The sequence below is a fragment of the Lysinibacillus sp. UBA6686 genome, from assembly GCF_002455205.1.
GTDB classification, from domain to species: Bacteria; Bacillota; Bacilli; order Bacillales_A; family Planococcaceae; genus Lysinibacillus; species Lysinibacillus pakistanensis.
The window spans coordinates 33,966-56,769 of sequence record NZ_DKJS01000010.1; the positions used below are offsets into that span (position 1 = coordinate 33,966).

General features: G+C 37.3%; 19 protein-coding genes, 2 pseudogenes and 1 other annotated feature. Of the genes and pseudogenes, 11 read left to right on the plus strand and 10 right to left on the minus strand.

The genetic code is table 11. From position 1 onward, the window contains the following. Window positions 1-23: 23 nt before the first annotated feature. Genes B2R82_RS02595 through B2R82_RS02625 form a run of 7 tightly spaced genes read left to right on the plus strand, consistent with a single transcriptional unit; the run spans window position 24 to window position 6,662 of the window. The gene (locus B2R82_RS02595) at window positions 24-926 is read left to right on the plus strand and encodes an ABC transporter permease (RefSeq protein ID WP_286923374.1); all 903 of its coding nucleotides are present in this window, start codon (window positions 24-26) and stop codon (window positions 924-926) included. Between the two features lie 13 nt (window positions 927-939). Further along, on the plus strand, window positions 940-1,860 hold the full coding sequence (gene nikB, locus B2R82_RS02600) for a nickel ABC transporter permease (RefSeq protein WP_286923375.1): 921 nt from the start codon (window positions 940-942) through the stop codon (window positions 1,858-1,860). 14 nt (window positions 1,861-1,874) lie between these two features. After that, entirely contained in the window at window positions 1,875-2,888 is a 1,014-nt protein-coding gene (locus B2R82_RS02605) for an ABC transporter ATP-binding protein (protein ID WP_286923376.1), read from the plus strand. Next, a complete protein-coding gene (locus B2R82_RS02610) occupies window positions 2,885-3,871 on the plus strand; it encodes an ABC transporter ATP-binding protein (RefSeq protein WP_286923377.1) in 987 nt (328 codons plus the stop codon). Before B2R82_RS02605 ends, B2R82_RS02610 begins: the two co-directional genes overlap by 4 nt. A 37-nt stretch (window positions 3,872-3,908) precedes the next feature. Further along, window positions 3,909-4,661 carry a sensor histidine kinase gene (locus tag B2R82_RS02615; protein WP_286923378.1) on the plus strand — a complete coding sequence of 251 codons (753 nt, stop codon included), beginning with the start codon at window positions 3,909-3,911 and terminating at the stop codon, window positions 4,659-4,661. Between the two features lie 38 nt (window positions 4,662-4,699). Then, complete coding sequence (locus B2R82_RS02620) at window positions 4,700-5,398, plus strand: response regulator transcription factor (protein WP_286923379.1); 699 nt, start codon at window positions 4,700-4,702, stop codon at window positions 5,396-5,398. Between the two features lie 4 nt (window positions 5,399-5,402). After that, window positions 5,403-6,662 (plus strand): permease, encoded by a 1,260-nt coding sequence (locus B2R82_RS02625; RefSeq protein ID WP_286923380.1) that lies wholly within the window; start codon window positions 5,403-5,405, stop codon window positions 6,660-6,662. A gap of 58 nt (window positions 6,663-6,720) precedes the next feature. Here the strand turns inward: B2R82_RS02625 and B2R82_RS02630 are convergent, their stop codons facing one another. Then, window positions 6,721-7,641: a DUF4181 domain-containing protein gene (locus tag B2R82_RS02630; RefSeq protein ID WP_286923381.1), complete on the minus strand. Its 921-nt coding sequence runs from the start codon at window positions 7,639-7,641 to the stop codon at window positions 6,721-6,723. Window positions 7,642-7,690: 49 nt separating this feature from the next. Continuing rightward, the gene (locus tag B2R82_RS02635; RefSeq protein ID WP_286923382.1) at window positions 7,691-8,170 is read right to left on the minus strand and encodes a sigma-70 family RNA polymerase sigma factor; all 480 of its coding nucleotides are present in this window, start codon (window positions 8,168-8,170) and stop codon (window positions 7,691-7,693) included. A gap of 275 nt (window positions 8,171-8,445) precedes the next feature. On the opposite strand from B2R82_RS02635, the pseudogene B2R82_RS02640 reads away from it, so the two are divergent. Continuing rightward, window positions 8,446-8,745: pseudogene (locus tag B2R82_RS02640) on the plus strand (IS3 family transposase); the annotation flags it as partial. A gap of 158 nt (window positions 8,746-8,903) precedes the next feature. Further along, a pseudogene (locus B2R82_RS02645) lies at window positions 8,904-9,239 on the plus strand (transposase); the annotation flags it as partial. A 209-nt stretch (window positions 9,240-9,448) separates the two neighbouring features. Here B2R82_RS02645 and B2R82_RS02650 read toward each other — a convergent pair. The 5 genes from B2R82_RS02650 to B2R82_RS02670 all read right to left on the minus strand — a co-directional run bounded on the left by B2R82_RS02650 (window position 9,449) and on the right by B2R82_RS02670 (window position 16,769). Continuing rightward, a complete protein-coding gene (locus B2R82_RS02650; RefSeq protein WP_286923383.1) occupies window positions 9,449-10,306 on the minus strand; it encodes a PhzF family phenazine biosynthesis protein in 858 nt (285 codons plus the stop codon). Window positions 10,307-10,499: 193 nt separating this feature from the next. Continuing rightward, entirely contained in the window at window positions 10,500-12,917 is a 2,418-nt protein-coding gene (gene leuS / locus B2R82_RS02655) for a leucine--tRNA ligase (RefSeq protein ID WP_286923384.1), read from the minus strand. Window positions 12,918-13,007: 90 nt separating this feature from the next. After that, window positions 13,008-13,219: a binding site (T-box leader), on the minus strand. A gap of 64 nt (window positions 13,220-13,283) precedes the next feature. Continuing rightward, a complete protein-coding gene (locus B2R82_RS02660; RefSeq protein WP_286923385.1) occupies window positions 13,284-15,023 on the minus strand; it encodes a SulP family inorganic anion transporter in 1,740 nt (579 codons plus the stop codon). A 54-nt stretch (window positions 15,024-15,077) separates the two neighbouring features. Further along, complete coding sequence (locus B2R82_RS02665; protein ID WP_283869239.1) at window positions 15,078-15,425, minus strand: ArsR/SmtB family transcription factor; 348 nt, start codon at window positions 15,423-15,425, stop codon at window positions 15,078-15,080. 165 nt (window positions 15,426-15,590) lie between these two features. After that, entirely contained in the window at window positions 15,591-16,769 is a 1,179-nt protein-coding gene (locus B2R82_RS02670; RefSeq protein ID WP_286923386.1) for an MDR family MFS transporter, read from the minus strand. Between the two features lie 995 nt (window positions 16,770-17,764). Between B2R82_RS02670 and B2R82_RS02675 the strand changes: the two genes are divergently transcribed. Both B2R82_RS02675 and B2R82_RS02680 read left to right on the plus strand, forming a co-directional pair. Next, the gene (locus B2R82_RS02675; protein WP_286923387.1) at window positions 17,765-18,721 is read left to right on the plus strand and encodes a TIGR01212 family radical SAM protein; all 957 of its coding nucleotides are present in this window, start codon (window positions 17,765-17,767) and stop codon (window positions 18,719-18,721) included. Beyond that, window positions 18,718-19,296, plus strand: coding sequence for a class I SAM-dependent methyltransferase (locus B2R82_RS02680; RefSeq protein WP_286923388.1), 579 nt, complete (start codon window positions 18,718-18,720; stop codon window positions 19,294-19,296). Before B2R82_RS02675 ends, B2R82_RS02680 begins: the two co-directional genes overlap by 4 nt. A 136-nt stretch (window positions 19,297-19,432) precedes the next feature. Here the strand turns inward: B2R82_RS02680 and B2R82_RS02685 are convergent, their stop codons facing one another. The 3 genes from B2R82_RS02685 to B2R82_RS02695 form a co-directional block, all read right to left on the minus strand. Next, window positions 19,433-20,065: a superoxide dismutase gene (locus tag B2R82_RS02685; RefSeq protein WP_286923389.1), complete on the minus strand. Its 633-nt coding sequence runs from the start codon at window positions 20,063-20,065 to the stop codon at window positions 19,433-19,435. A gap of 170 nt (window positions 20,066-20,235) precedes the next feature. Then, entirely contained in the window at window positions 20,236-21,744 is a 1,509-nt protein-coding gene (locus B2R82_RS02690; protein ID WP_286923390.1) for an alanine/glycine:cation symporter family protein, read from the minus strand. Between the two features lie 127 nt (window positions 21,745-21,871). Further along, window positions 21,872-22,678, minus strand: a complete 807-nt coding sequence (locus B2R82_RS02695) for an alpha/beta hydrolase (RefSeq protein ID WP_286923391.1) — start codon at window positions 22,676-22,678, stop codon at window positions 21,872-21,874. Between the last annotated feature and the right edge of the window lie 126 nt (window positions 22,679-22,804).

The following is a 22,804-nucleotide window of genomic DNA, read 5'->3' on the forward strand; positions in this document are numbered from 1 at the left end:
CAAATAGAAAAGGAGCATTCGGTATGAATAAAGTAACTACTACTATCGATCATTCTGTTTTAGTGAATGCACGCAAGGCATCTAGAAAAAAGAATCTTGTTTCATTCCTAAATAAAATCAAAAAAAATAAAGCAGCTGTCGCAGGAGGCATCATCATTCTTCTCTATATATTGATGTTTCTCATTGGGCCAATTATAGCCCCCTACGATCCCTTTGACGTACAGTTAGATCAAAAATTACAGGGACCGAGTTTAGATCACCTAATGGGCACTGATGACAAAGGACGAGATATTTTAAGCCGAATACTATATGGCTCACGTTTATCTATTGGTGTTGGTATTTCAGCTGTGTTGTTTGGTGGAACAATTGGAACACTTTTAGGGCTCATCTCTGGCTACTATGGCAAATGGGTTGATTCTATTATTAGTCGTATTTTAGATATCATGCTTGCCTTTCCAGGTATATTACTAGCTTTAGCGATTGTCAGTGCATTAGGACCAAGTCTTATTAATGTAACAATTGCAGTTGGCTTTTTCTCTATTCCAATGTTTGCTCGTATTGTACGTGGATCGACAATGGAAGTGAAAAAGTTGGAGTATATTGATGCGGTTAAAACACTTGGAGCGAATGATATGACTATATTAATCAAGCATATATTCCCGAATATTTTATCACCGATTATTGTTCAAGCATCTATGCGCTTAGCGACTGCTATTCTATCTGCTGCAGGACTATCATTCTTAGGGCTAGGTGCACAACCACCATCTCCAGAATGGGGTGCCATGCTATCAAACGGTCGTGATTTCCTGTTTACCGCTCCTTATATGGCGTTATTCCCAGGTATTATGATTTCTTTACTTGTACTCGGGTTTAACCTATTTGGCGATGGATTACGCGATGCTTTAGACCCTAGAATGAAAAATTAAAGGAGAGAAGACCATGACATTATTTATCCTAAAACGACTTGCTCAAATTATCCCTGTGACGCTCGGTGTAACGCTTGTTGTTTTCCTAATTATGCAAATGATCCCTGGCGACCCAGCGATAATTTTAGCAGGTGAAGGCGCTTCACAGGAAACTGTTGCAGAATTACGTGAAAATTTAGGGCTCAATAAACCTTTATCTGTTCAATACACAGATTACATTAAAAACCTACTACAAGGTGACATGGGGAATTCGTTAAAAAATAACCAACCTGTATTCGAGGAAATTACTGCTCGTTTACCTATCACAATTGAGCTAGCCTTTTATAGTATTTTAATCACAATTGTTCTAGGGCTTATTGCGGGCATCATCTCAGCAATCCGCCCCTACTCATTTATGGATGTTGGATTAATGGTTGTTGCATTATTAGGGATTTCTCTGCCAAGTTTTTGGTTAGGTATTTTATTAATGTATGTTTTCTCTGTACAATTACACTGGCTTCCTGTGGCAGGCTGGGATAGTGCCAAACATATTATTCTTCCAGCTGTTACGCTTGGTGCTGGTGGTGCTGCCATCGTTGCACGGATGACTCGTTCTAGTATGTTAGAGGTCGTAAACCAGGATTATATTCGTACTGCCAAAGCAAAGGGCTTAAAAGGTTACATTATCATTTTAAAGCACGCATTACGCAATGCCCTGATTCCCGTTATTACAGTTGTAGGTTTACAGTTTGGTAGTTTACTTGGTGGAACAGTATTAGTAGAATCTGTTTTTGCTGTCAATGGATTAGGGCGAATGATTGTAGATGCTATTCGTACACGAGATATACCAGTCGTTCAGGGTGGCGTTCTTGTCGCCTCATTAATATTCGTTTTCATTAATCTTTTCGTAGACATTATGTATCGATTCTTTAATAAGCGAATGGATTTAAACTAGGGAGGGGAAAAAAGATGAAACAAGAAACAGTGTTGGAAGTAAAAGACTTACAAACTTATTTCTATTCAAGTGAGGGAGTCGCCAAAGCAGTTGACGGTGTGTCATTTACACTTCAAAAAGGAGAAACGTTAGGCATTGTTGGAGAATCTGGTTGTGGGAAATCAATGACTTCCCTATCATTACTACGTTTAGTACCTTCACCTCCTGGTAAAATCATCAATGGTAAAATTCTCTTAAATAATACAGATATCTTGAAATTATCAGATGAAGAATTACGCAAAATACGGGGCAATAAAATATCAATGATTTTCCAAGAGCCAATGACAAGCTTAAATCCCGTGTTATCTGTTGGGGAGCAAATTGCTGAATCTATACGTTTGCACCAAGGCTTATCACGCAAAGAAGCATGGCAAAAGGCTGTCGACATGATTCGTCTTGTTGGGATTCCTGCACCTGAAAAAAGAGCAAAACAGGAGCCCTATCAGCTAAGTGGCGGGATGCGTCAACGCATTATGATTGCAATGGCACTTGCCTGTACACCAGACGTGTTAATTGCTGATGAACCGACAACTGCTCTAGATGTGACCATTCAGGCTCAAATTATTGATATTATTCAAAATCTGCAAAAACAATTAGGGATGAGTATAATCTTCATTACCCATGACCTTGGTGTAGTTGCAGAAATATGCGATAAAATAGCCGTTATGTATGCGGGTCAAGTTGTAGAGGAAGGGACAACAGAAAGTCTTTTTGAAAAACCGTTACATCCCTATACGAATGGACTCATTCAATCCTTACCAAAGCTATATGAAGATCAAGAGGAATTATCTACTATTCATGGAACCGTTCCAAGCCCATACAATTACCCAATTGGCTGCCGTTATGCAGAGCGCTGTCCATTTGCTACAGATTTATGCCATGAAAAACAGCCTGAACTCCTTACTGTTGAACCAGAGAAAAAAGTAAGATGCTGGATGTACAGTAATGAATGGCAAGGCGAAACACATATGAAGGAGATGACAGTATGACATCAAAGCAGCAACCTCTATTAGAAGTAAATAATTTAAAGCAACATTTTTTCTTAAAAAAAGAAAAGCTTTTCGGTCCACAGCAGGTTGTTAAAGCTGTGGATGGTGTTTCCTTCGCTATTCTTCCTGGAGAAACACTCAGCATCGTTGGAGAATCGGGTTGTGGAAAATCAACAACTGGTCGTTCAATTTTAAGATTGGATGAGCCTACCGCTGGAGAAGTGTTGTTATTTGGTAAAAACCTAGTGAACATGAACAAAAAAGAGCTGCGAGCTGCGCGTAAGGATATACAAATTATTTTCCAAGATCCCTATGCATCTCTCAACCCGCGACGAACAATTCGTAAAATGTTAATGGAGGCTATGTCTATTCAAAAAATAGTACCACCAGCGCAACAAGAGGCACGCATGATTGAGTTAATGTCGCTTGTGGGTTTACGTCCTGAATACTTAGAGCGCTATCCACATGAATTTTCAGGTGGACAGCGTCAGCGTATTGGTATTGCAAGAGCCCTTGCTGTCAATCCAAAAATAATTATTTGTGATGAATCGGTTTCTGCCTTAGATGTTTCCATTCAAGCACAAATTTTAAACTTACTGAAGCAACTACAAAAAGATTTAGATTTAACCTTTTTATTTATCTCTCATGATCTAAGCGTCGTTCGCCATATTTCAGATCGAATTATGGTCATGTATCTTGGAAAAGTGGTAGAAATCGCTGATAAGCATTCACTTTTTTCACAGCCACATCATCCTTATACAAAAGCACTTTTTTCATCGATTCCAGTAATCGATAAGCACCATCGCAAAGAGCGCATTATTTTGAAGGGGGACCTACCTTCACCACTTAATCCTCCTACTGGCTGTAGTTTCCATACGCGTTGCCCATTCGCAACAGATAAATGTAAAGCAGAGGTGCCAGCATTACGAGAAATTTCTGCAACGCATAAGGTAGCTTGCCATTTTGCAGAAAATTTAGTTTAATGTAACTTACACTAATAAAATAAATGGAGAGGTCATTATGTTACAACTAGAAACCTTCAACATATATATTCTCCTATGTGTAATTGCTCCAATTATTGGAGCTTTTCTGCTTACGTTTATTTTTATATTTGAAAAACAAATTGATAGCCTTGAGGAAGAGAAAAGGCATTTAGAGCTAGAGCAGGATTTACAAAGAGCCAATATTCTGCAATTAAATCAGCAAATACAGCCACATTTCTTTTTTAATGCCTTAAATTCATTACTGAGCCTTGCCCGCATCAATCGGAAGGAAGATTTGGTTGCGGGCATTGAGTCCTTAGCAACGTTTTTTAAATTTAAATACAATAATCACGAGGTATTAATTGCTTTAAAAAACGAGGTACAATTTGTCGATAGCTACTTAAATATTCAACAACTACGCTTCGGGCATCGTTTAACGATCCACAAGTATGTCGATGATGCGGCCCTATCCGTACAAATACCTCCATTTATTCTCCAGACCATTATCGAAAATGCATATAAACATGGCTTTGAAAAACATATAGGACCTGCAGAGCTATCCATTTTTATCAAAAAAATGGACAAGTTTTTATTAATAGAAATAAAAAATACACAACCATCAGCAAAAATAGAAACTGTTATTGAGCAGGTAGAGGATGAATTGCAACAAGGCTATGGTCTTGAAAATATTAGAAAACGACTTGAGCTCATTTATGGACTCGAAAATATTTTATTCTCGATTCAAAATAATGAACAGCTTTACACTGTAACGATCCATGTTCCCGCTTAGGCTTTCTAGAAATTTGAATGTGAAAGGAGAACCTCACCATGAATATATTAATCGCAGATGATGAGCCGTTAGAGCTTGAGCAAATGATTTATTTGTTAAAGCCTCATTTCCCTAATTGGACATTCCATACTGCTCAGGATGCCTCACAAGCTCTGCAATTAGCTAAAAAACACCGTATGACTATCGCCTTTTTGGATATTCAAATGCCTGGGAAAGATGGAATCACTTTGAGCAAGGAATTAAAAGAGCTTTATGAAGTAGACATTATTATGGTGACAGCTTATCAAACCTTTGAATATGCCCAACAAGCATTACGTATCGGGGTTAAGGATTATCTTACAAAACCTGTTATCGCTAGTGAGTTAGATGCTATCGTGGAGAAATATAAAGTATGGAGCTCTAACCATGATGCCATTCAAAGTGCTCTGTCCTATATTCATGAAAATTATCATGAAAAGCTAAGTTTAAATATTATTGCTGAAAAAATTCATTTGAATCCTAGCTATTTAAGTCGCAAATTTTTGGAGGAGCAATCCATCGGCATTAATGAATATATTAATAATTATCGCTTAGAGATGGCTATCAAAAAAATAAGTGAAAATCTAGACACAAGTATGTCTGCTATTGCTGAGAGCTGTGGATTCAATAGCCAACACTATTTTAGTGTAGCTTTTAAGAAAAAATATCATCAATCACCTCGCCAATATAAAACCTCTAAAATGAGTAAAGGGTATTAATTGTATGTTAAAAAAATCTTCATCGCTCATACCGTTTGCAAGTTTAAGCACAGCAGCAGGGGTCATTATTCTTTTAGCTAGATGGATTAATGGTAATTTACTATTGTCCTCTCCTTCCGCCCTTATTTCTTATGGTTTTATGGCAGGCATTTGTTACACACTAGCAACAGCCATATCGTTTATTGTGCTTGGTTCATTTTTAAAGAGAAGTGGCTTTACGCAAAGCCATAACAAACAAAGTTTTTTGATTCTGAAAATACAGGAAAAATTAAGTGGCATTAATTTAAAAGTCATACAATTATTCTATTTAGTAACAGGCGTTGAAATATGGCTAATTCAATTAATAACCGTTAGTGTTTTATCAACAATTATGTTTAATATACCAATGCCGATAACACTAATCGTATTTTTAATCGGAGTGTTATTATTGGATCGATTCCTATCGATAAAAGGAATATTATGGATGGATATTTTATTTATCGTTACACTTTTTTCTTTACTTATTTTTATCCCTATTTTTTATTTTGTACAAAATGGTGCTAGTACTGTATATGAAGGAATTCGATTGTATCATCCATATTTGTTTTATTTTAAAAACAGTGAAATCCTTTTGTTTTATGTTGTATTACAATTAGCAATTTTAGGACAAGTATTGTTCGATAAATCAACATGGTTTCTAATTGCTTTTATTAAACCTAAAAAAATACGTCGAAGTTTATTTTCGGCAGGCATTATTTTAGCTTTATTAACTCTATCCTTTACTGCTGTCTTAATGATCGCCCTATATAGCGGCTCTTATGGACAATTTCAAATTTTAGTCCTTACCTTTTTATATGAGGTACAGCCAGGTTTCCTTACTTTTGCTTTTTTTGTCTTTACATTTTTAGCTATTGTGACAACCTTACTTGTTGAAATGCGAGCAACGAAACGCTTCTTTTCCACAAAAAAACCCTATTATTACTACTTGATAGGCCTTATACTATTCTCGTTTACCTTATTTTTATCAATCGATATGACAATTTTAGGGGTTATTTACATCTTTGCTTTTCTTCACATCACCATGCTGCCCTTTATCATTATTCTTTTATTTACAAAGCGAATGATTCATAAGCATAGTTGGTTTGCAATATTTCTTTCTATAATAATCGGTGTCGGTATTGGTGTATACTTTAACTTTTTATATGGTCTAGCTGTTAGCTTTATGATCTCATGTATAGCTCAATTCTTGCTTCAGACTGAAAATATGGATAGTCGAAACATATGAGCTCGATTGAAATCGAGCTCAATGCTAACTCATCTTCCATTTTGCTAACCGAATACAGCTAAATAATATACATAAAGAATATAAAAAAAGCTAGAAGCATTACAATAGAAGAAATAATTGATACATAATGTCTTTTCTCTTTGCTGCCATAGTAATACTCAATCATTATAGAACTTATTATTTCTACAGCTAGAAATGCACATGTAGCAGCTGTATACAAGAACCAACCATTTATCGAAAATAACAAAATAAAAATTACATTCAGAAATTTCAAGATATACACGGAGCGTTGATGACCTTTATTTACGTATTTCGGCTCTTTAGGAATATTAAACTTCCTTCGCAAAAGTTTAGCAACTAGCCACCCGATAAAGATAAAAATAATTAAAAAAGTAATTAATTCAGAACTGTTAATAGAAAATTCACTTTTCTGTACAAGATTTTTATAAGCAGATGCTATGTTTTCATTCTTTACTTTGTAAGATATGTTTGTCTGTTGATCCGTGAAAACTAATTCGGTATCGTTTAAGTACATCTTTAGCTTTATGACCTGCTCATTATCAAACTCGACCCATATATCACTCTTCGCATAAGCGATAAAATTATTATCCCTCAGTGTAACAGTAGCTTGTTGAAATATTTGTTTCAGCAATTTTCTTTCTGATTCTTCTTTATACGCTTGCTGTCCTATAATCCAACCAGCTCTTCCAGCTTTAAAGGATCCCTCATCCCAATTCTGTACCATAGTAAACTGTTTAATTTCTGCCTGTTCTGCTAATTCAACAATCGTAGCAAGTTTCGTAGTTTCCACTTGTCCCCAAGGACCTATTACAAATAACCACAGTAGTGTTATCATGACTGCTCCAATAGCTATCAATGGATATTGCCTGCTTCTTCTCGTGTTGTGCTTAACATGCTGTAAAATGCGCTCTTGTAATGGCTGTGAAAACCGTGGCGTATCACCAAGCTCTTTATCCAATTTGTCCTTAAAGGATGTCATCCCCCAACACCTCCCAATCATTTCTATCTTATTTTTCTTGTAGCTTTTGTCTCGCTCTACGTAATCTAGTTTTTATTGTATTTTCCGTAGATGCTAGTATTTCTGCTATCTCTCGTATTTTTAATTCTTGGTAATAATAAAGAATAAGCACTTCCCTATAGGGTAATGGAAGTTCAAACAAAGCCGTTGTCAAAATCCGACGATCATCCTTCTCTACTAGCTCCTTTTCAGGTGTTCGCTTACTTACGCCAATATGCAATCTTTCTAATAACATATGACGCTTATTTTTCCAGCTTCGTAAATGATCGTGGCTCTTATGTACTGTGATTTTTACTAAATATGTTTTCAATGAGGATCGTTGTTCAAAACGCTCCTGTTGACGATAATAGGCGAAAAATACATCCTGAACAATTTCCTCCGCTACGGCCCAGTCCCTCACATAGAGATAGGCCACCCGTAAGCAATATTCACCATGCTCATCCATAATTGCTGCTAAATGCTCACTCAAGCAAACACCTCCTATTCCCATTCAAACTATAGTCGTAACAACATTTATATTAGTTTCAATATAATAAAAAAAGTGCCCAAATGTTTTTTATTAAAAGTCAACAATTTGTTTACAATTGTTAATGTAACAATACTTTTATAAAAGGTTGCACATAAAATTAAAAAAAATTAAGACTGAATCGAATCTAAACCCTATAAGATAGACACTTTGAAAAAAGTCTATCCTATAGGGCACTTTTGTTTATAATGAGAAAAAAGATGTAGGAGTAGAGTGTAATGACCAAAAGATACTTTACAAAAAATGAACAAAAACAGCTAAAATGGAATCCGAAAGTACAAGCAGTTAGTAAGAAAGCGATCACCTATACGGACGAATTTAAACGTCATTTTATTGCGGAAAATGGAAAAGGTAAGTTACCAGGAGAAATTTTTGAATTAATCGGAATAAAACGAATCGAATCTTCAGGAAATCGTTGGCGAGCTGCTTATCGTAACGCGGGTGTAGAAGGTTTACAAGATACACGTAAAATAAATTCAGGGGGACCTTCTGAACGCGAATTGACATTGGAAGAGAAAATGATGTTGGTTTAATAGAGTTTGATTATAGATCACTTGTATATAGCCATCATTTTGAATAAAGATTGATTGGCACTGACCTAAAAAAATGAGACAAATAAAAACACCTTTCGTTGAAAAATGGGTATTGTACCTTATCAACGTGGAGGTGTTTTTCTATGGGAACAAGAGTGAGTTACCCAGTAGAAGTGAAAATGAAAGCAATTGAAATGAGATTAGCAGGGATTCCTGTAAAACAAGTACTAGAGGAGCTAAATATTCGTAACCATTCTCAGTTAAAAACATGGATGAAATGGTACAGGAACGGCGAATTACATCAACTTGAACAGCCTGTAGGAAAACAATATACATTTGGCAAAGGACCTGAATATGAAAGCCGCTAAGTTACAAGCAGAGAATCGTTATTTAAAGCAACAAATTGAAGTGTTAAAAAAGTACGCAGAGTTGGAGAGGAAGTGGTCCCAAAAGTTGTAGTAGAGCTAGTAGAGGAATTAAAAGAAAAACGGAAACATACGGGACAACCAGCTCAACTTGCTCTTTAGACAAAAAAACACCCCTTTAGACCAATATAAATCTAAAGGGATGTTTCGTCCCAACTTTATTTCAAATCTACAGTAGAGTTAGAAAAGGATAAGGTACTACTTGAAAAAAGTTAGTACTAGAAATTATTTTCTCAACCTTTTTATTCGGTGTTTTTTTATTTTCACTCAATATTTTCTACATTTATACACTTAGTTTCACAGTAATAGCCTTTGCCACCAACATAAACTTTTTCTATTTTATTCTTGCTATTGGTTGCTAATTTAACTAATATTTCGGAAGGCGAGTGTAAAGAATAACCTTGTTCAAATACATAGACTTCTTTTTGCAAGTAGTGCTGTTCATAAATGTAGCAAGCTAATGCACCGTTTGAAGTTCCAGTCGCTGCTTCTTCATTGATGTCGTAGAGTGGAGCAAAATTTCTGCATATAATTCGATTGTCATTAAAAGTATATAGATGCATCCCGACAACATTATAATACTTGCTGATTTCTTTAATTTTTTCAAAATTAGGTTGCAGTGCATGTAATCGTGTTTCACTTTTTATAGGAATTAAAATATCTTTTAAGCCTGTGGAGACAATTTGAATTGGGTATTTATTGTCTATAGCTTTTATGTCAAAACAGTCGATGAACTCGTTTGGAGACACAACATCATAGAATATCGGTTTGTTTTGTTCCATGAATATGATGTCATCTTTTATGGTAATAGTAAGAACACCGCTGTTCGTTTCAATTGTATAGTGATTCCTGAAAAGTTTATTTAAATGCATCAGTATCGCGAAAGAGCCAATTGTGGCATGACCACATAAATCAACTTCTTCTTTTGGTGTAAAATACTCAAATTTATAATCAGCAATTTCAGATTCTGATATAAATGCGGTTTCCGCATAGCCCAGTTGTTTGGCTATTGCCATTTTTTGAGTAGTGGTCAAGGTATTCTCAAAAAATACCACTCCTGCTTTATTTCCGCCTTTATGATCCTTGCTAAATGCACTTGCAACATAAACGGATATTTTCATAAGAAACCTTCGTTCCTCACTTAAAGTAAATTGTAGCATAGAAAGCACTACGTCTAAATGTTGTTGGATAACTATAAAGAAAGAGACAAACTATTTTTAGCATCTGAACTCTCCAAAAATAGTTTGTCTACAGTCTGAAGGTACTAACTTTAAAAAAGTTAGTTTGTTACATAGTAGGACACATTTTTTATCTTTATTTTACTACGATATTGACAAGCTTACCTGGAATAACAATGACTTTTACTAAGTCTTTGCCTGTCATATGCTCTTGTACTTTGCTGTCAGTAAGTGCTACTTTTTCGATTTCTTCCTTAGAAGCATCTTTTGCTACGATAATTTTTGCTCGTACTTTACCTGCAACTTGCACAGCGATTTCCACTTCATCATCCACAAGCTTAGATTCATCATACACTGGCCACTGCTCATAAGAAAGTGTTGCATTATGTCCTAGTAGTTGCCATAATTCCTCAGCAATATGTGGGACGATTGGTGCTAGCATTTTTACGAAGCCATCCGCGTAAGCTGCTGGAATGACATCTGCCTTGTAGCAATCATTGATGAAGACCATCATTTGTGAAATAGCTGTATTAAAGCGGATGCCTTCATAATCCTCTGTCACCTTTTTCACTGTTTGGTGATAGGATTTCTCGAGTGTTTTATCATCTGAAACTTGAATTTTTGAAGAAATTGCACCATCTTCTTCATTGACAAATAAACGCCAAATACGATCTAAGAAGCGACGTGCTCCGTCTAAGCCATTTGTAGACCATGCCACAGACGCCTCAAGTGGTCCCATAAACATTTCATAAAGACGTAATGTATCCGCACCATGTGAAGAAATGATTTCATCTGGATTAACTACATTGCCTTTTGATTTAGACATTTTTTCATTACCTTCGCCAAGAATCATGCCTTGGTTAAATAATTTTTGGAATGGCTCTTTCGTGTGAACAACGCCTAAATCATATAACACTTTATGCCAGAAGCGTGCGTATAGTAAATGTAATACAGCGTGCTCTGCACCACCAATATAAATATCAACTGGTAACCAACGTTTTAGCAATTCTGGATCAGCTATTGCTTCTGAATTTGTTGGATCAATATAGCGTAAGAAGTACCAGCTTGAGCCTGCCCATTGTGGCATTGTATTTGTTTCACGGCGTCCTTTTTTACCTGTCTCTGGATCAACAACATTTACCCACTCTGCAATATTTGCTAATGGAGATTCACCTGTACCAGAAGGACGGATATTATCTGTTTTTGGAAGCATTAATGGTAATTCAGATTCAGGCACTGGTGTAATTGAACCATCTTCCCAATGAATCATTGGGATTGGCTCACCCCAGTAACGCTGACGAGAGAATAACCAGTCACGAAGACGATAAGAAATTTTCTTCTCCCCTACGCCCTTTTCCTCTAACCATTCAATGGCCTTCGCAATGCCATCTGCTTTATTTAAGCCATTAAGGAAATCGGAATTAATATGCTGACCATCACCTGTAAATGCTTCTTTACTAATGTCTCCACCTTCAAGGACAGGAATAATCTCTAAATTAAACTCTGTAGCAAACTCATAATCGCGTTCATCATGCGCTGGAACTGCCATGATAGCACCAGTACCATAAGAAACTAGTACATAGTCTGCAATCCAAATTGGCACCTTTTTACCGTTAATCGGATTCACTGCATAGGCACCTGTAAATACGCCTGTTTTTTCTTTTGCTAAATCCGTACGCTCTAAGTCAGATTTCATTTTTACCTTTTCTAAGTAAGCATCAACAGCTTGTCGTTGATCAGCCGTTGTAATTTGCTCCACTAATTTATGCTCAGGTGCAAGCACACAGTATGTAGCACCAAATAAAGTATCAGGACGCGTTGTAAATACTGTAAAACTTTCATCGGTGCCATCAATGCCAAATGTGACTTCAGCACCTTCAGAACGACCAATCCAGTTACGTTGCATATCTTTAATAGACTCTGGCCAATCAACTTCCTCAAGGTCGTCGATTAAACGGTCCGCATAAGCTGTAATTTTCAGCATCCATTGCTTCATTGGGCGACGCTCTACAGGGTGACCACCGCGTTCTGATTTTCCATCAATAACTTCCTCATTTGCCAATACTGTTCCTAATGCTGGGCACCAGTTTACAGCTACTTCATCTACATAGGCTAGGCCTTTTTTATATAGCTGAATAAAGATCCATTGTGTCCATTTATAATATTCTGGGTCCGTTGTGTTTATTTCACGATCCCAATCATAGCTGAAGCCAAGCTCTTGAATTTGACGTTTAAATGTCGCAATATTTTTTGCCGTAAATTCAGCAGGATCATTTCCTGTGTCAAGTGCGTATTGTTCTGCTGGTAAACCGAATGCATCCCAGCCCATTGGATGTAGCACGTTAAAGCCTTGCATGCGCTTGAAGCGTGACAGGATATCTGTCGCTGTATACCCTTCTGGGTGTCCCACATGAAGACCAGCTCCAGATGGGTAGGGGAACATATCTAGCGCATAAAATTTTGGTTTTTCTGCTTCATTTACTGTTTTAAACGTTTTATTATCAGCCCAATATCGCTGCCACTTTTTTTCAATTTGTTGATGATTAAAACTCATTTTTTTCCTCCTTTAATTGTGCCATGCTTTTCACCTTAAGAATTGACAAAATATTTAAAAAATAAAAAAACTCGCCCCTTTCTTCATTAAGAAAGGGACGAGAGAATTCGTATCTCCCGCGGTACCACCCAAATTAGTGATCACACTCGGCTCTAGCTTCCTTAACGCGGAAGGAACGGCACGCGTTGCTTCACGCGGGCAGACTCAGAAGGTGAGTTCGATTTGCTTTCTTACTAGCTTCCACCAGCCGCTAGCTCTCTAAAAAGAATCACAAATTTACTATTCCTCATCACTGTCTTTACATGTATTGCATTTATTCTAATGGAAAGTGTTGAAAAGCACAAGCCTTTGTTCATATACTAACCATTACTGTACAATTAAATCCCTTTTTTCCTTAGATTGTGATAATTCCTGACATTCACGGAAGGCAAAATGTTTACATCCTATACACTTATTTGTATCTAAATAGCGAAAAGCCTCATTAATTGCTTCTCCTGTATGTGGATAAAAATGAGCTTCCCCTATTTCATCATAGAGACCATTATGCTGAAGCGCGACTTTCATTTCATCCTGTAGTCCTGTTATTAAAATGGTACCACCTTGCGTTTTGAAATTCCGAATAATACTACCAAAATATGTCTCACCTGTTGAGTCCATAAAGGGCACTTTCCCCATTCGTAATATTAAAACTTTAGATTGGTGAGTGGGAGCGGCAATGGCCTGCTCGAAAGTAGACGCTGCCCCGAAAAAAAGCGGCCCCTCAATTGTATAGATACTAATTTGTGGACAATCATGCTGCTGATGAACAACGTGTGATTGTACTTTTTCATGCTTTAATGAGTGATCTGGTAATACTTTCGTGACGACAAGCTTCTCACTCATACGCTTTGCAAATAACACAACAGCTAACACCAGCCCAACCTCCACAGCTAGTGTTAAACTTGTAAAAACAGTCAGTAGGAAGGTAATAATTAAAACTAGTGAATCTCCTGATTTCAACTTCACAATATGTGCAAAATGCTTTTGTTCACTCATATTCCAGGCAACAACCATTAAGACAGGCGCCATACTCGCTAAAGGAATATGAGAAGCATACGGAGCTAATAGCAATAAAGTAAGTAAGACAAATACACCATGAATAATACCTGACATTGGCGAAACCGCACCTGTTTTGATATTTGTCGCTGTACGGGCAATAGCACCAGTTGCCGGAATTCCTCCAAACAATGGTGTAACAATATTCGCAATGCCTTGGCCAACAAGCTCTCGATTGCTATGGTGTTTACTATTTGTCATACCATCCGCGACAACCGCAGATAAAAGTGATTCAATACCACCAAGCATTGCAATAACAAAGGCTGGTCCTATAAGTAGCTGTATTCTTTCCAATGTGATATTCGGTATTGCAAAATCGGGTAAAGTGCTTGGAATTTGACCATAGGCAGTCGCTATTGTAGCAACTTGTCCTGAAAAAAAGAACGTTGCAATAAGTGTGGAAACAACAATACCTACTAACGCTCCTGGTACTTTCGGTAAAACTTTCGGTGTCAATAAAATAAAAACGAGACAAATAATTGCTGTGACAATACTATAAAAATTCGTTGTGCCAATATGCATCACAATTTCTTTTAAATTGGCAATAAAATACTCGTGCCTTGTCATATTTGTCAGTCCTAAGAAATTGGCAATCTGCCCCGTAAAAATAATCACGGCAATTCCAGCAGTAAAACCTACTGTTACAGGACGTGGGATAAACTTAATTAAGGAGCCTAGCTTAAAAATACCCATTAAGCACAGCATAATCCCTGCCATCAAACCAGCAATTAATAAATTTTCGTAGCCATATGTTAGAACGATTCCTAGAAGAATTGGCACAAATGCACCTGTTGGACCACCAATTTGATATTTCGAACCACCAAAGATTGAAATAAGTATACCAGCAATACAAGCTGTATATATTCCATACTCTGGCTTGACACCCGAAGCAATCGCAAAAGACATTGCTAGCGGGATTGCTACGATTCCGACAATAATCCCCGACAGTAAGTCTTTCTTAAAATGATGAACTGAATATCCTTCAAATCTCCCTATTATCAGTGACTTCATACATAAATCTTCCCTTCGAAATAATAAGCAAAGCAAATTTTTCAAAAAATATGATTATATATTTTCTTCGTCACTTCCATTAATGGTCATTTCTTCCAATCTTGTAATTGTATTAATTAAGTGATTGTTAAAAATCTCCTTGGCTACTCCAAGCAGCTCACCAATCATCGGATCACTTAAGGAGTAGTAAACTTTTTTTCCCTCTTTTATCCCATAAACGATATTTTTTGCTCGTAAAACACTTAACTGCTGAGAAACAGCCGAGCCCTCTTTTTCTAAACAGCTTTGTATCTCATTGACACTTTTTTTACCATCTACTAATAATTCTAGTATTCTTATTCGTAATGGATGAGCTAAGGCTTTAAAAAAATCTGCCTTAAACTGCTGTAATCCCTCTTCCACTTTCATCCCTCCAAGGAATTTCACTTCAACATATTCAAATATTTGAATATGTATGATTGTACGCCCGTTTTTACTTTTAATCAATATCCAATCAAAAAAAGAGTGAAAACTATACTTATTGCATAGTTTTCACTCGTTTACATACTTTTTTTGTTAAATCAACCATCATTCGGTGGATGTTTGATGTTTTCGTAAAGGATAGTCATAGATTAAACATGGCACAATGGCAAACAATACAATGATTACTAGTATTAAAACAAGTACGATCATCCCAAACTGATCAACCATAATACCACCAAACAGGGGTCCAATCATCCTACCAGCTGTTGCCGCACTGTTGATAATTCCTTGGTAGAAGCCCTGTCGTCCCTTGGGTGCAAGCTGATTTGCAATCGTTGGCAAAGCAGGTGTATAAAACATTTCGCCGAAAGTTAAGACAACCATAGCAGCCGCAAACATTGTAAAATCACTCGCAAAGGCAATAATTCCAAATGAAAGTGCAATCAACGTAACGCCAAATACTAATTGACGTTTTAATGTATGCTCCCATCGCTTGACAAGTGGCGCAATAAGTGGTTGCCCAATAACAATGAGAAGACCGTTAATTGTCCACAGTAGGCTATATTGTTTCAAGCCTAATCCTAAATCCTGTGTATACGAAGAAATAGTCGCGCTCCATTGCGAATAAGCCACCCAGCATAGCACAGAGGATGCACTAATAATTAATAATGCATAAAATGGTGCTTTATTAATGATTTTCTTACTCTCACCTACCACATTTTTCGGCGCAATACTGCCTACCTCTAATCGCTTAAAAGTAAATAACGCTATAAAAAAGAATAAAATATACATGACTAGATTTACCTTGAATACGTAGTCAAATTGATAGTCAGCCACGATTCCCGCAAGTGCTGGTCCGATAGCAACCCCTACATTTTGAGCAAGATAAATAGCATTAAAGGCCTTTCTTCCGCCCTCAGGCCATGCCGTTCCAGCTAAAGCAAACATTCCAGGAAATACGATACCTCCACTAAAGCCAAGAATCGTTAAGAACCATACATAATGCGGCCAGCCATGCCAAATCGTTAACCCTATTAATGAGGCAATCGTTAAAAGAATGCCAAGCATAATTGACTTATAGCCACCTATTCTATCAAATAAATAACCACCTAATAGATTACCTAGTACCCCAGCAGCAGAATTCAACATTAATACAAAGCCAGCCATCGCCAGTGACTTCCCTAAATAATCGTGCATATAAATGGCGTTCAAAGGCCATAAAAATGAATTGCCCGTTGTGTTCACAAGCATTCCAATAATTAAAAACCAAACACTTTTTGGCATAGAATGACCTCCATTATTTCGCTACTCTAAATAGTTAGTTTATGCTGAAAAATACAAAAGCACAAGGAAAATAATTTTACCTTTTTTACAGTGACAACACAATATAAAAAAGTGTATCTGTGTTTAAGCTAATTTCTTTGTTTTCTCTTTATTTTGCTCGGGGTGGACGTCTTTTCGCTCGGCTTTCCTCTTCGTATTCGCTCGGGGTGACCGGCTTTTGCTCCGTTTTCCTCTTCTTCCGCTCGGGGTGACCGGCTTTTCGCTCCGCTTTCCTCTTTACCAGCTCAGGGTGACCGGCTTTTGCTCCGCTTTCCTCTTCATCCGCTCGGGGTGACCAGCTTTTCGCTCCGCTTTCCTCTATATCCGCTCGGGATGACCGGCTTTTCGCTCAGCTTTCCTCTTTACCCGCTCGGGGTGACCGGCTTTTCGCTCCGCTTTCCATATCATCCGCTCGGTCTAACTGGTTTTCAGCTCCGCTTTCCATATCATCCGCTCGGGATGGCTAACTTTCCGCTCCGCTCTCCTCTTCATCCGCTCAGGGTGGACGGCTTTCCACTCTGGCTTCCTCTATATCCGCTCGGGGTGGCTGGCTTTCCGCTCCGCTTCCCTCTTTATTCGCTCGGGGTAACCGGCTTTTCGCTCCGCTCTCCTCTATATCCGCTCGGGGTGGCTGGCTTTCCGCTCCGCTTCCCTCTTTATTCGCTCGGGGTGACCGGCTTTTCGCTCCGCTTTCCTCTATATCCGCTCGGGTGGCTCAACTTTTCGATCCGCTTTCCTCTTCTTCCGCTCGAGTAGCTCAACTTTTCGCTCCGCTTTCCCTTTTTCTGCTCAGGTTGCCTAAAATTGAAGCAACTTTACGTAAAATGAATTGGTGTAAAATACCCCTATGGGAATACAGAAAATACCTCTGTTTGAAGTTTCGCTTTATTGAATTCTTCCCTCATGACGGAAAGCACTAGTACATGATAAAATATAGTGTTAGAGGAGTGAAATAAATGACAGAAACAAGCTTTCCTTTTCCTTCAGATGGGAAAAGATACTATACATGGAATCGCTATTTACGTGAGCAATTTGGTCATAAAGTCTTTAAAGTAGCACTGGACGCAGGCTTCGATTGTCCAAATCGTGATGGTACCGTTGCTTTTGGTGGCTGTACTTTTTGCAGTGCAGCAGGCTCTGGTGATTTTGCTGGCAATAAAGTCGATCCTATAGATGTGCAATTCGCTGAAATTCGAGACAAAATGCATCAAAAATGGAAGGATGGCAAGTACATGGCTTATTTCCAAGCTTATACAAATACACATGCCCCACTTCCCGTATTAAAAGAAAAATTTGAAGCGGCACTGGCGCAGGATGGCGTTGTAGGTTTATCGATTGCTACTCGTCCAGATTGTCTTCCAGATGACGTAGTAGAGTATTTAGCTGAATTAAATGAGCGTACTTATTTATGGATTGAGCTAGGTCTTCAAACAGTGCATGAAAAAACAGCAAATCTAATAAACCGTGCCCATGATTATGCCACATATGTTGAAGGTGTTGAAAAGCTTCGAAAACATGGTATACGTGTATGCTCACACATTATTAATGGCCTTCCTCTTGAAGACTATGACATGATGATGGAAACTGCACGTGAAGTGGCAAAGCTTGATGTACAAGGCATAAAAATTCACTTGCTACACCTTTTAAAGGGGACGCCTATGGTCAAACAGTACGAAAAGGGCATGCTAGAATTTTTAGATCAGGATGTTTATACAAAGCTTGTAGCAGATCAACTTGAGATTTTACCTCCGGATATGGTGATTCACCGTATTACAGGGGATGGACCCATTGATTTAATGATCGGCCCAATGTGGAGCGTTAATAAGTGGGAAGTATTAAATGGCATTGATGCAGAGCTTGAACGCCGTGGAAGCTGGCAAGGGAAATTTTATCAGGCTGAGGTTGTCAAATGAAGCTACAACGTGTTTTACAATATGCTCAACAACTGTTAAAGGCTACAGTTGAGGAGGGTGATACAGTGGTCGATGCCACTGCAGGTAACGGTCATGATACATTATTTTTAGCACAGCTTGTCGGGGATAGTGGTCAAGTATATGCCTTTGATGTTCAAAAAAGTGCTGTGGATGCCACACTACTTCGCCTGCTTGATCATGGCTTAGAGCATCGTGGACTTGTCTTACATAGAGGGCATGAGGAAGTTGCTAAATATGTACACAAGCAAGTGGCAGCCGCCATATTTAATTTAGGTTATTTACCTGGTAGTAATCACGATATCATTACAAAGCCAAATACGACAATAGTTGCCATTCAAGATTTACTAAAGTTACTGAAGATTGGTGGACTGATTGTTTTGGTCATTTACCATGGTCATCCAGGTGGCAAGGAGGAACGAGATGCTGTCATAGAGTATGTAAGTCAGCTTCCTCAAAAATATGTACATGTACTAAAATATGAGTTTTTAAATCAACAAAATGATCCACCTTTTATTATTGCTCTGGAAAAAATGAAAGATTACCCAATCGAATAATTTTAAGGCATGGCTTCGATTCTTATCGAATTCATGTCTTTTTTGCTTATCAAAAGGAAATATCCCCCGATGGCGCGGGGGATAGGGAGGAGTTACTTATTTTCATGTCAAATTACCTTCATTAACTTAGCTTAAGTTAACGTTTTAAAGATTGTTGTTTCATTGCTTCTACATAGCGTTGATTAACTTTATCCCAATCGACAGTATTCCACCAATTTTTAACAAAATCAGGGCGACGATTTTGATAGTTCAAATAATATGCATGTTCCCACACATCGATTACGAGCAAAGGAATTTTTCCTTCAATTAAAGGTGTATCTTGGTTAGCTGTACTCATAATGCTTAGTTGATTATCCTCCAGCACTAGCCATCCATATCCACTTCCAAAGCGAGTAATTGCTGCTTTAGAAAGCTGATCCTGAAAATTATCAAACGTTTTAAAATAATATTCAATTGCCTGTCCAATATCAGCATTAGCCTCACCACCGCCATTGGGACTCATCATTTCCCAAAATAAACTGTGACAGTAGTGTCCTCCACCATTATTTTGTATGGCAGTCTGAATGTCAACTGGAAGCAAATCAAGATTACTTAATAAATCTTCCAATGATTTATTTTGTAGGTCATTATAGCCTTCTAAGGCCATGTTTAAATTATTTACATATGTTGCATGATGCTTTGAATGATGAATCTCTAACGTTCTAGCGTCAATATAGGGCTCTAATTGATCGTAGTCATATGATAGTTGCGGTAAATGGAACACAGTCATTTTTTCACCACCTTCTAAAAAGTTTCTTAAAGGAAAAATAATTTCCTTAATACAAAATATATATTCTTTTTCCATTGTCGTCAATAGGAATTTTATTTTCTTTTTGCAAAAACAAAAAAAGCTATCAAATAGAAATAAAACATTCTATTTAATAGCTTTCCCTATATTACCTATTTATTTTGACGTTTTTTATTATAATCAACCCAGAAATCTGCCCCTTTAATACCAAGTACTTGAGGATCAAAAACAGGATCTTTTCCTTCTTTTTTCTGTTTCTCATAATCCTTCAATGCCACTATTGCAGGTTTCATAATGATTAAAATTGCTATAACGTTAATCCATACCATCAGTCCAAGTCCAACATCCCCCATTGCCCAAGCAAGGTCTGAAGTACGAATTGTACCATAGAATGCAGCTATTAAAATCGCAAACTTCGCAATCCATATGACGACTTTTTCAGCTGAACCAGAGAACAAATAAGCCACATTTGTTTCAGCAATATAGTAATAGGCCATAATTGTTGTAAAAGCAAAGAAGAATAATGCAATTGCTACAAATGGACCACCGAATCCTGGTAATGCAGAATCTACAGCAAATTGTGTGTATGCTGCACCTTCCTTAATACTTTTTGCAAATGTTAGTTGATCTTCTCCAGAAAGGCCATTTTTGTTAAATTCTCCAACGTGAATAAATGGATCAGTACCTTCTGCTGCCTTTTCATCCTGTACATTATACATGCCCGTAAATAAAATCATAAATGCTGTAGCTGAACAAATTAATAATGTATCAATGTATACGGATGCTGCTTGCACAATTCCCTGTTTTGCAGGGTGCGATACTTCTGCTGCTGCCGCTGGGTGCGCTCCAGTTCCTTGACCAGCCTCATTTGAATAGATACCACGCTTAACGCCCCAAGCAATTGCAGAGCCAATAATCCCACCAAAAATTTCTTGAGCACCAAAAGCGCTAGAAAAAATAAGTGCAAATACGGATGGGATTTCTGTGATATTCATCCCAATAATAATGATAGCCATAATAATATAAGCTAAAGCCATAAACGGAACGATAATCTGTGCAGCATTCGCAATCCATTTAACTCCACCAATAATAATTGCACCTAATAATACAACAATAATAAGACCCGTAATCCAAGTTTGAATACTGAAAGCGTTTTCAACAGCAGTTGCAATTGCATTGGATTGAACACCTGGCATCAAGATTAACATTGCTATTAAGGCAGCAATTGCAAAAATTATTGCGAACCATTTTTGACCCATTCCCTTTTCTATGTAAAAGGCAGGTCCACCGCGATATTCAGTATCTTTCTCTTCTTTATAAATTTGTGCTAACGTTGATTCTACATATGCAGTTGCTGCGCCAATAAAGGCGATTGCCCACATCCAAAAAACAGCACCAGGTCCCCCCATACCGATGGCTGTAGCTGTACCAGCAATATTACCTGTACCTACTCTCCCAGATAACGCAATAGACATTGCCTGGAAAGATGAAATCCCTTTTTCCGATTTTTCGCCTTTAAACATTAAAACAAACATATCTTTAATGTGTCTTACCTGTAAGAACCGCGTAATGATTGAAAAAAACAATCCAATTAACAAAATACCATAAATAAACCACGGTCCCCACAAAATATCATTCAATTTTCCAACAATTGCCTCCATTTTACCCCTCCAATGTGAAAATTCTATTTTATAAGTCATTATAGTATTACACTTTTCTGAAAATTACAACATTATATTTCAGGAATAATAAATTAGTAATTTTCTAGTAAATTGGAGAGGTCAAACATTACTCAATAATATAGCCAATTCTACGAAGAGCATTGTTGATAAAATCACGAATATAGACAAAAATCTCTTCCCGCTCTAGTTCATGAAATAGATTATGATAGCAATTCGCCCATTCCTTAAACTGAAACTCTGTAAATTCCTGCTGATGAAGCCAATTACGAGTTTGTTTAGTTTCCGTTATACTATCTTTTTCAGCTGTCATTACAAGCATAGGCATATTTGGGAATTCAGCCTTTGGTAATAATACTAAATTCCGCATCATTTGCTGTAGCTCTCGATACCATTTCACTGAGACAACTGACATAAAAGGAATCTCATCCTTCATCTCTTCTCTCCCTTCTACACTGCGAGTCAATTTCTCCAATGTAATTTCATGTGTTATTTTAACATTAGCTGTAAGCGCACTTAAACTTGTTAAAGCATTTGATAGTTTACCTGGCAACAGCTTTAATTGAAGCCATGGTGAAGTTAGTATAATGCCTGCACTTTCATATTTTTTCTTGTGCATAGTATGTAGTAATAATGTTGCACCAAGCCCATGCCCTATTAAAAACACAGGTAAATTATATGAAAAAGCATTCTCCATTAAATGTCTAGTATACTTGTTGTATTCTTTAAAATCCTCATCATGAACACGTGAAAACCTTGCATTGACACCATGATTCGGTAAATCCCCCATGACAATGTGGAAGCCTTCCAATCTAAGTTTTTCTATCAGCCATGCATACCAGCGGTGATTTTCATATGCACCATGAAGAATAGCAACCACAGCCTTTGCTTGTCCATCAGCTTCCCATTTCCACATTTACATAGTCCTCCTAAAAAAATTATTACATATTGATTATAACGAAATACTTAACTTCATTAATTTTATATTTCCATCAAGTTACGTATTTGATACGATAATATTACATCATAGAAAGAAAAGAGG

Bases quoted from the DNA above. Each gene is read 5' to 3' on its own strand.
- B2R82_RS02615 (WP_286923378.1), top strand. From the start codon at position 3,909: ATGTTACAACTAGAAACCTTCAACATATATATTCTCCTATGTGTAATT.
- B2R82_RS02650 (WP_286923383.1), bottom strand. From the start codon at position 10,306: ATGAAAATATCCGTTTATGTTGCAAGTGCATTTAGCAAGGATCATAAA.
- B2R82_RS02660 (WP_286923385.1), bottom strand. From the start codon at position 15,023: ATGAAGTCACTGATAATAGGGAGATTTGAAGGATATTCAGTTCATCAT.
- nikB (WP_286923375.1), top strand. From the start codon at position 940: ATGACATTATTTATCCTAAAACGACTTGCTCAAATTATCCCTGTGACG.
- B2R82_RS02605 (WP_286923376.1), top strand. From the start codon at position 1,875: ATGAAACAAGAAACAGTGTTGGAAGTAAAAGACTTACAAACTTATTTC.
- B2R82_RS02595 (WP_286923374.1), top strand. From the start codon at position 24: ATGAATAAAGTAACTACTACTATCGATCATTCTGTTTTAGTGAATGCA.
- B2R82_RS02620 (WP_286923379.1), top strand. From the start codon at position 4,700: ATGAATATATTAATCGCAGATGATGAGCCGTTAGAGCTTGAGCAAATG.
- B2R82_RS02685 (WP_286923389.1), bottom strand. From the start codon at position 20,065: ATGACTGTGTTCCATTTACCGCAACTATCATATGACTACGATCAATTA.
- leuS (WP_286923384.1), bottom strand. From the start codon at position 12,917: ATGAGTTTTAATCATCAACAAATTGAAAAAAAGTGGCAGCGATATTGG.
- B2R82_RS02695 (WP_286923391.1), bottom strand. From the start codon at position 22,678: ATGTGGAAATGGGAAGCTGATGGACAAGCAAAGGCTGTGGTTGCTATT.
- B2R82_RS02680 (WP_286923388.1), top strand. From the start codon at position 18,718: ATGAAGCTACAACGTGTTTTACAATATGCTCAACAACTGTTAAAGGCT.
- B2R82_RS02675 (WP_286923387.1), top strand. From the start codon at position 17,765: ATGACAGAAACAAGCTTTCCTTTTCCTTCAGATGGGAAAAGATACTAT.
- B2R82_RS02610 (WP_286923377.1), top strand. From the start codon at position 2,885: ATGACATCAAAGCAGCAACCTCTATTAGAAGTAAATAATTTAAAGCAA.
- B2R82_RS02690 (WP_286923390.1), bottom strand. From the start codon at position 21,744: ATGGAGGCAATTGTTGGAAAATTGAATGATATTTTGTGGGGACCGTGG.
- B2R82_RS02670 (WP_286923386.1), bottom strand. From the start codon at position 16,769: ATGCCAAAAAGTGTTTGGTTTTTAATTATTGGAATGCTTGTGAACACA.
- B2R82_RS02625 (WP_286923380.1), top strand. From the start codon at position 5,403: ATGTTAAAAAAATCTTCATCGCTCATACCGTTTGCAAGTTTAAGCACA.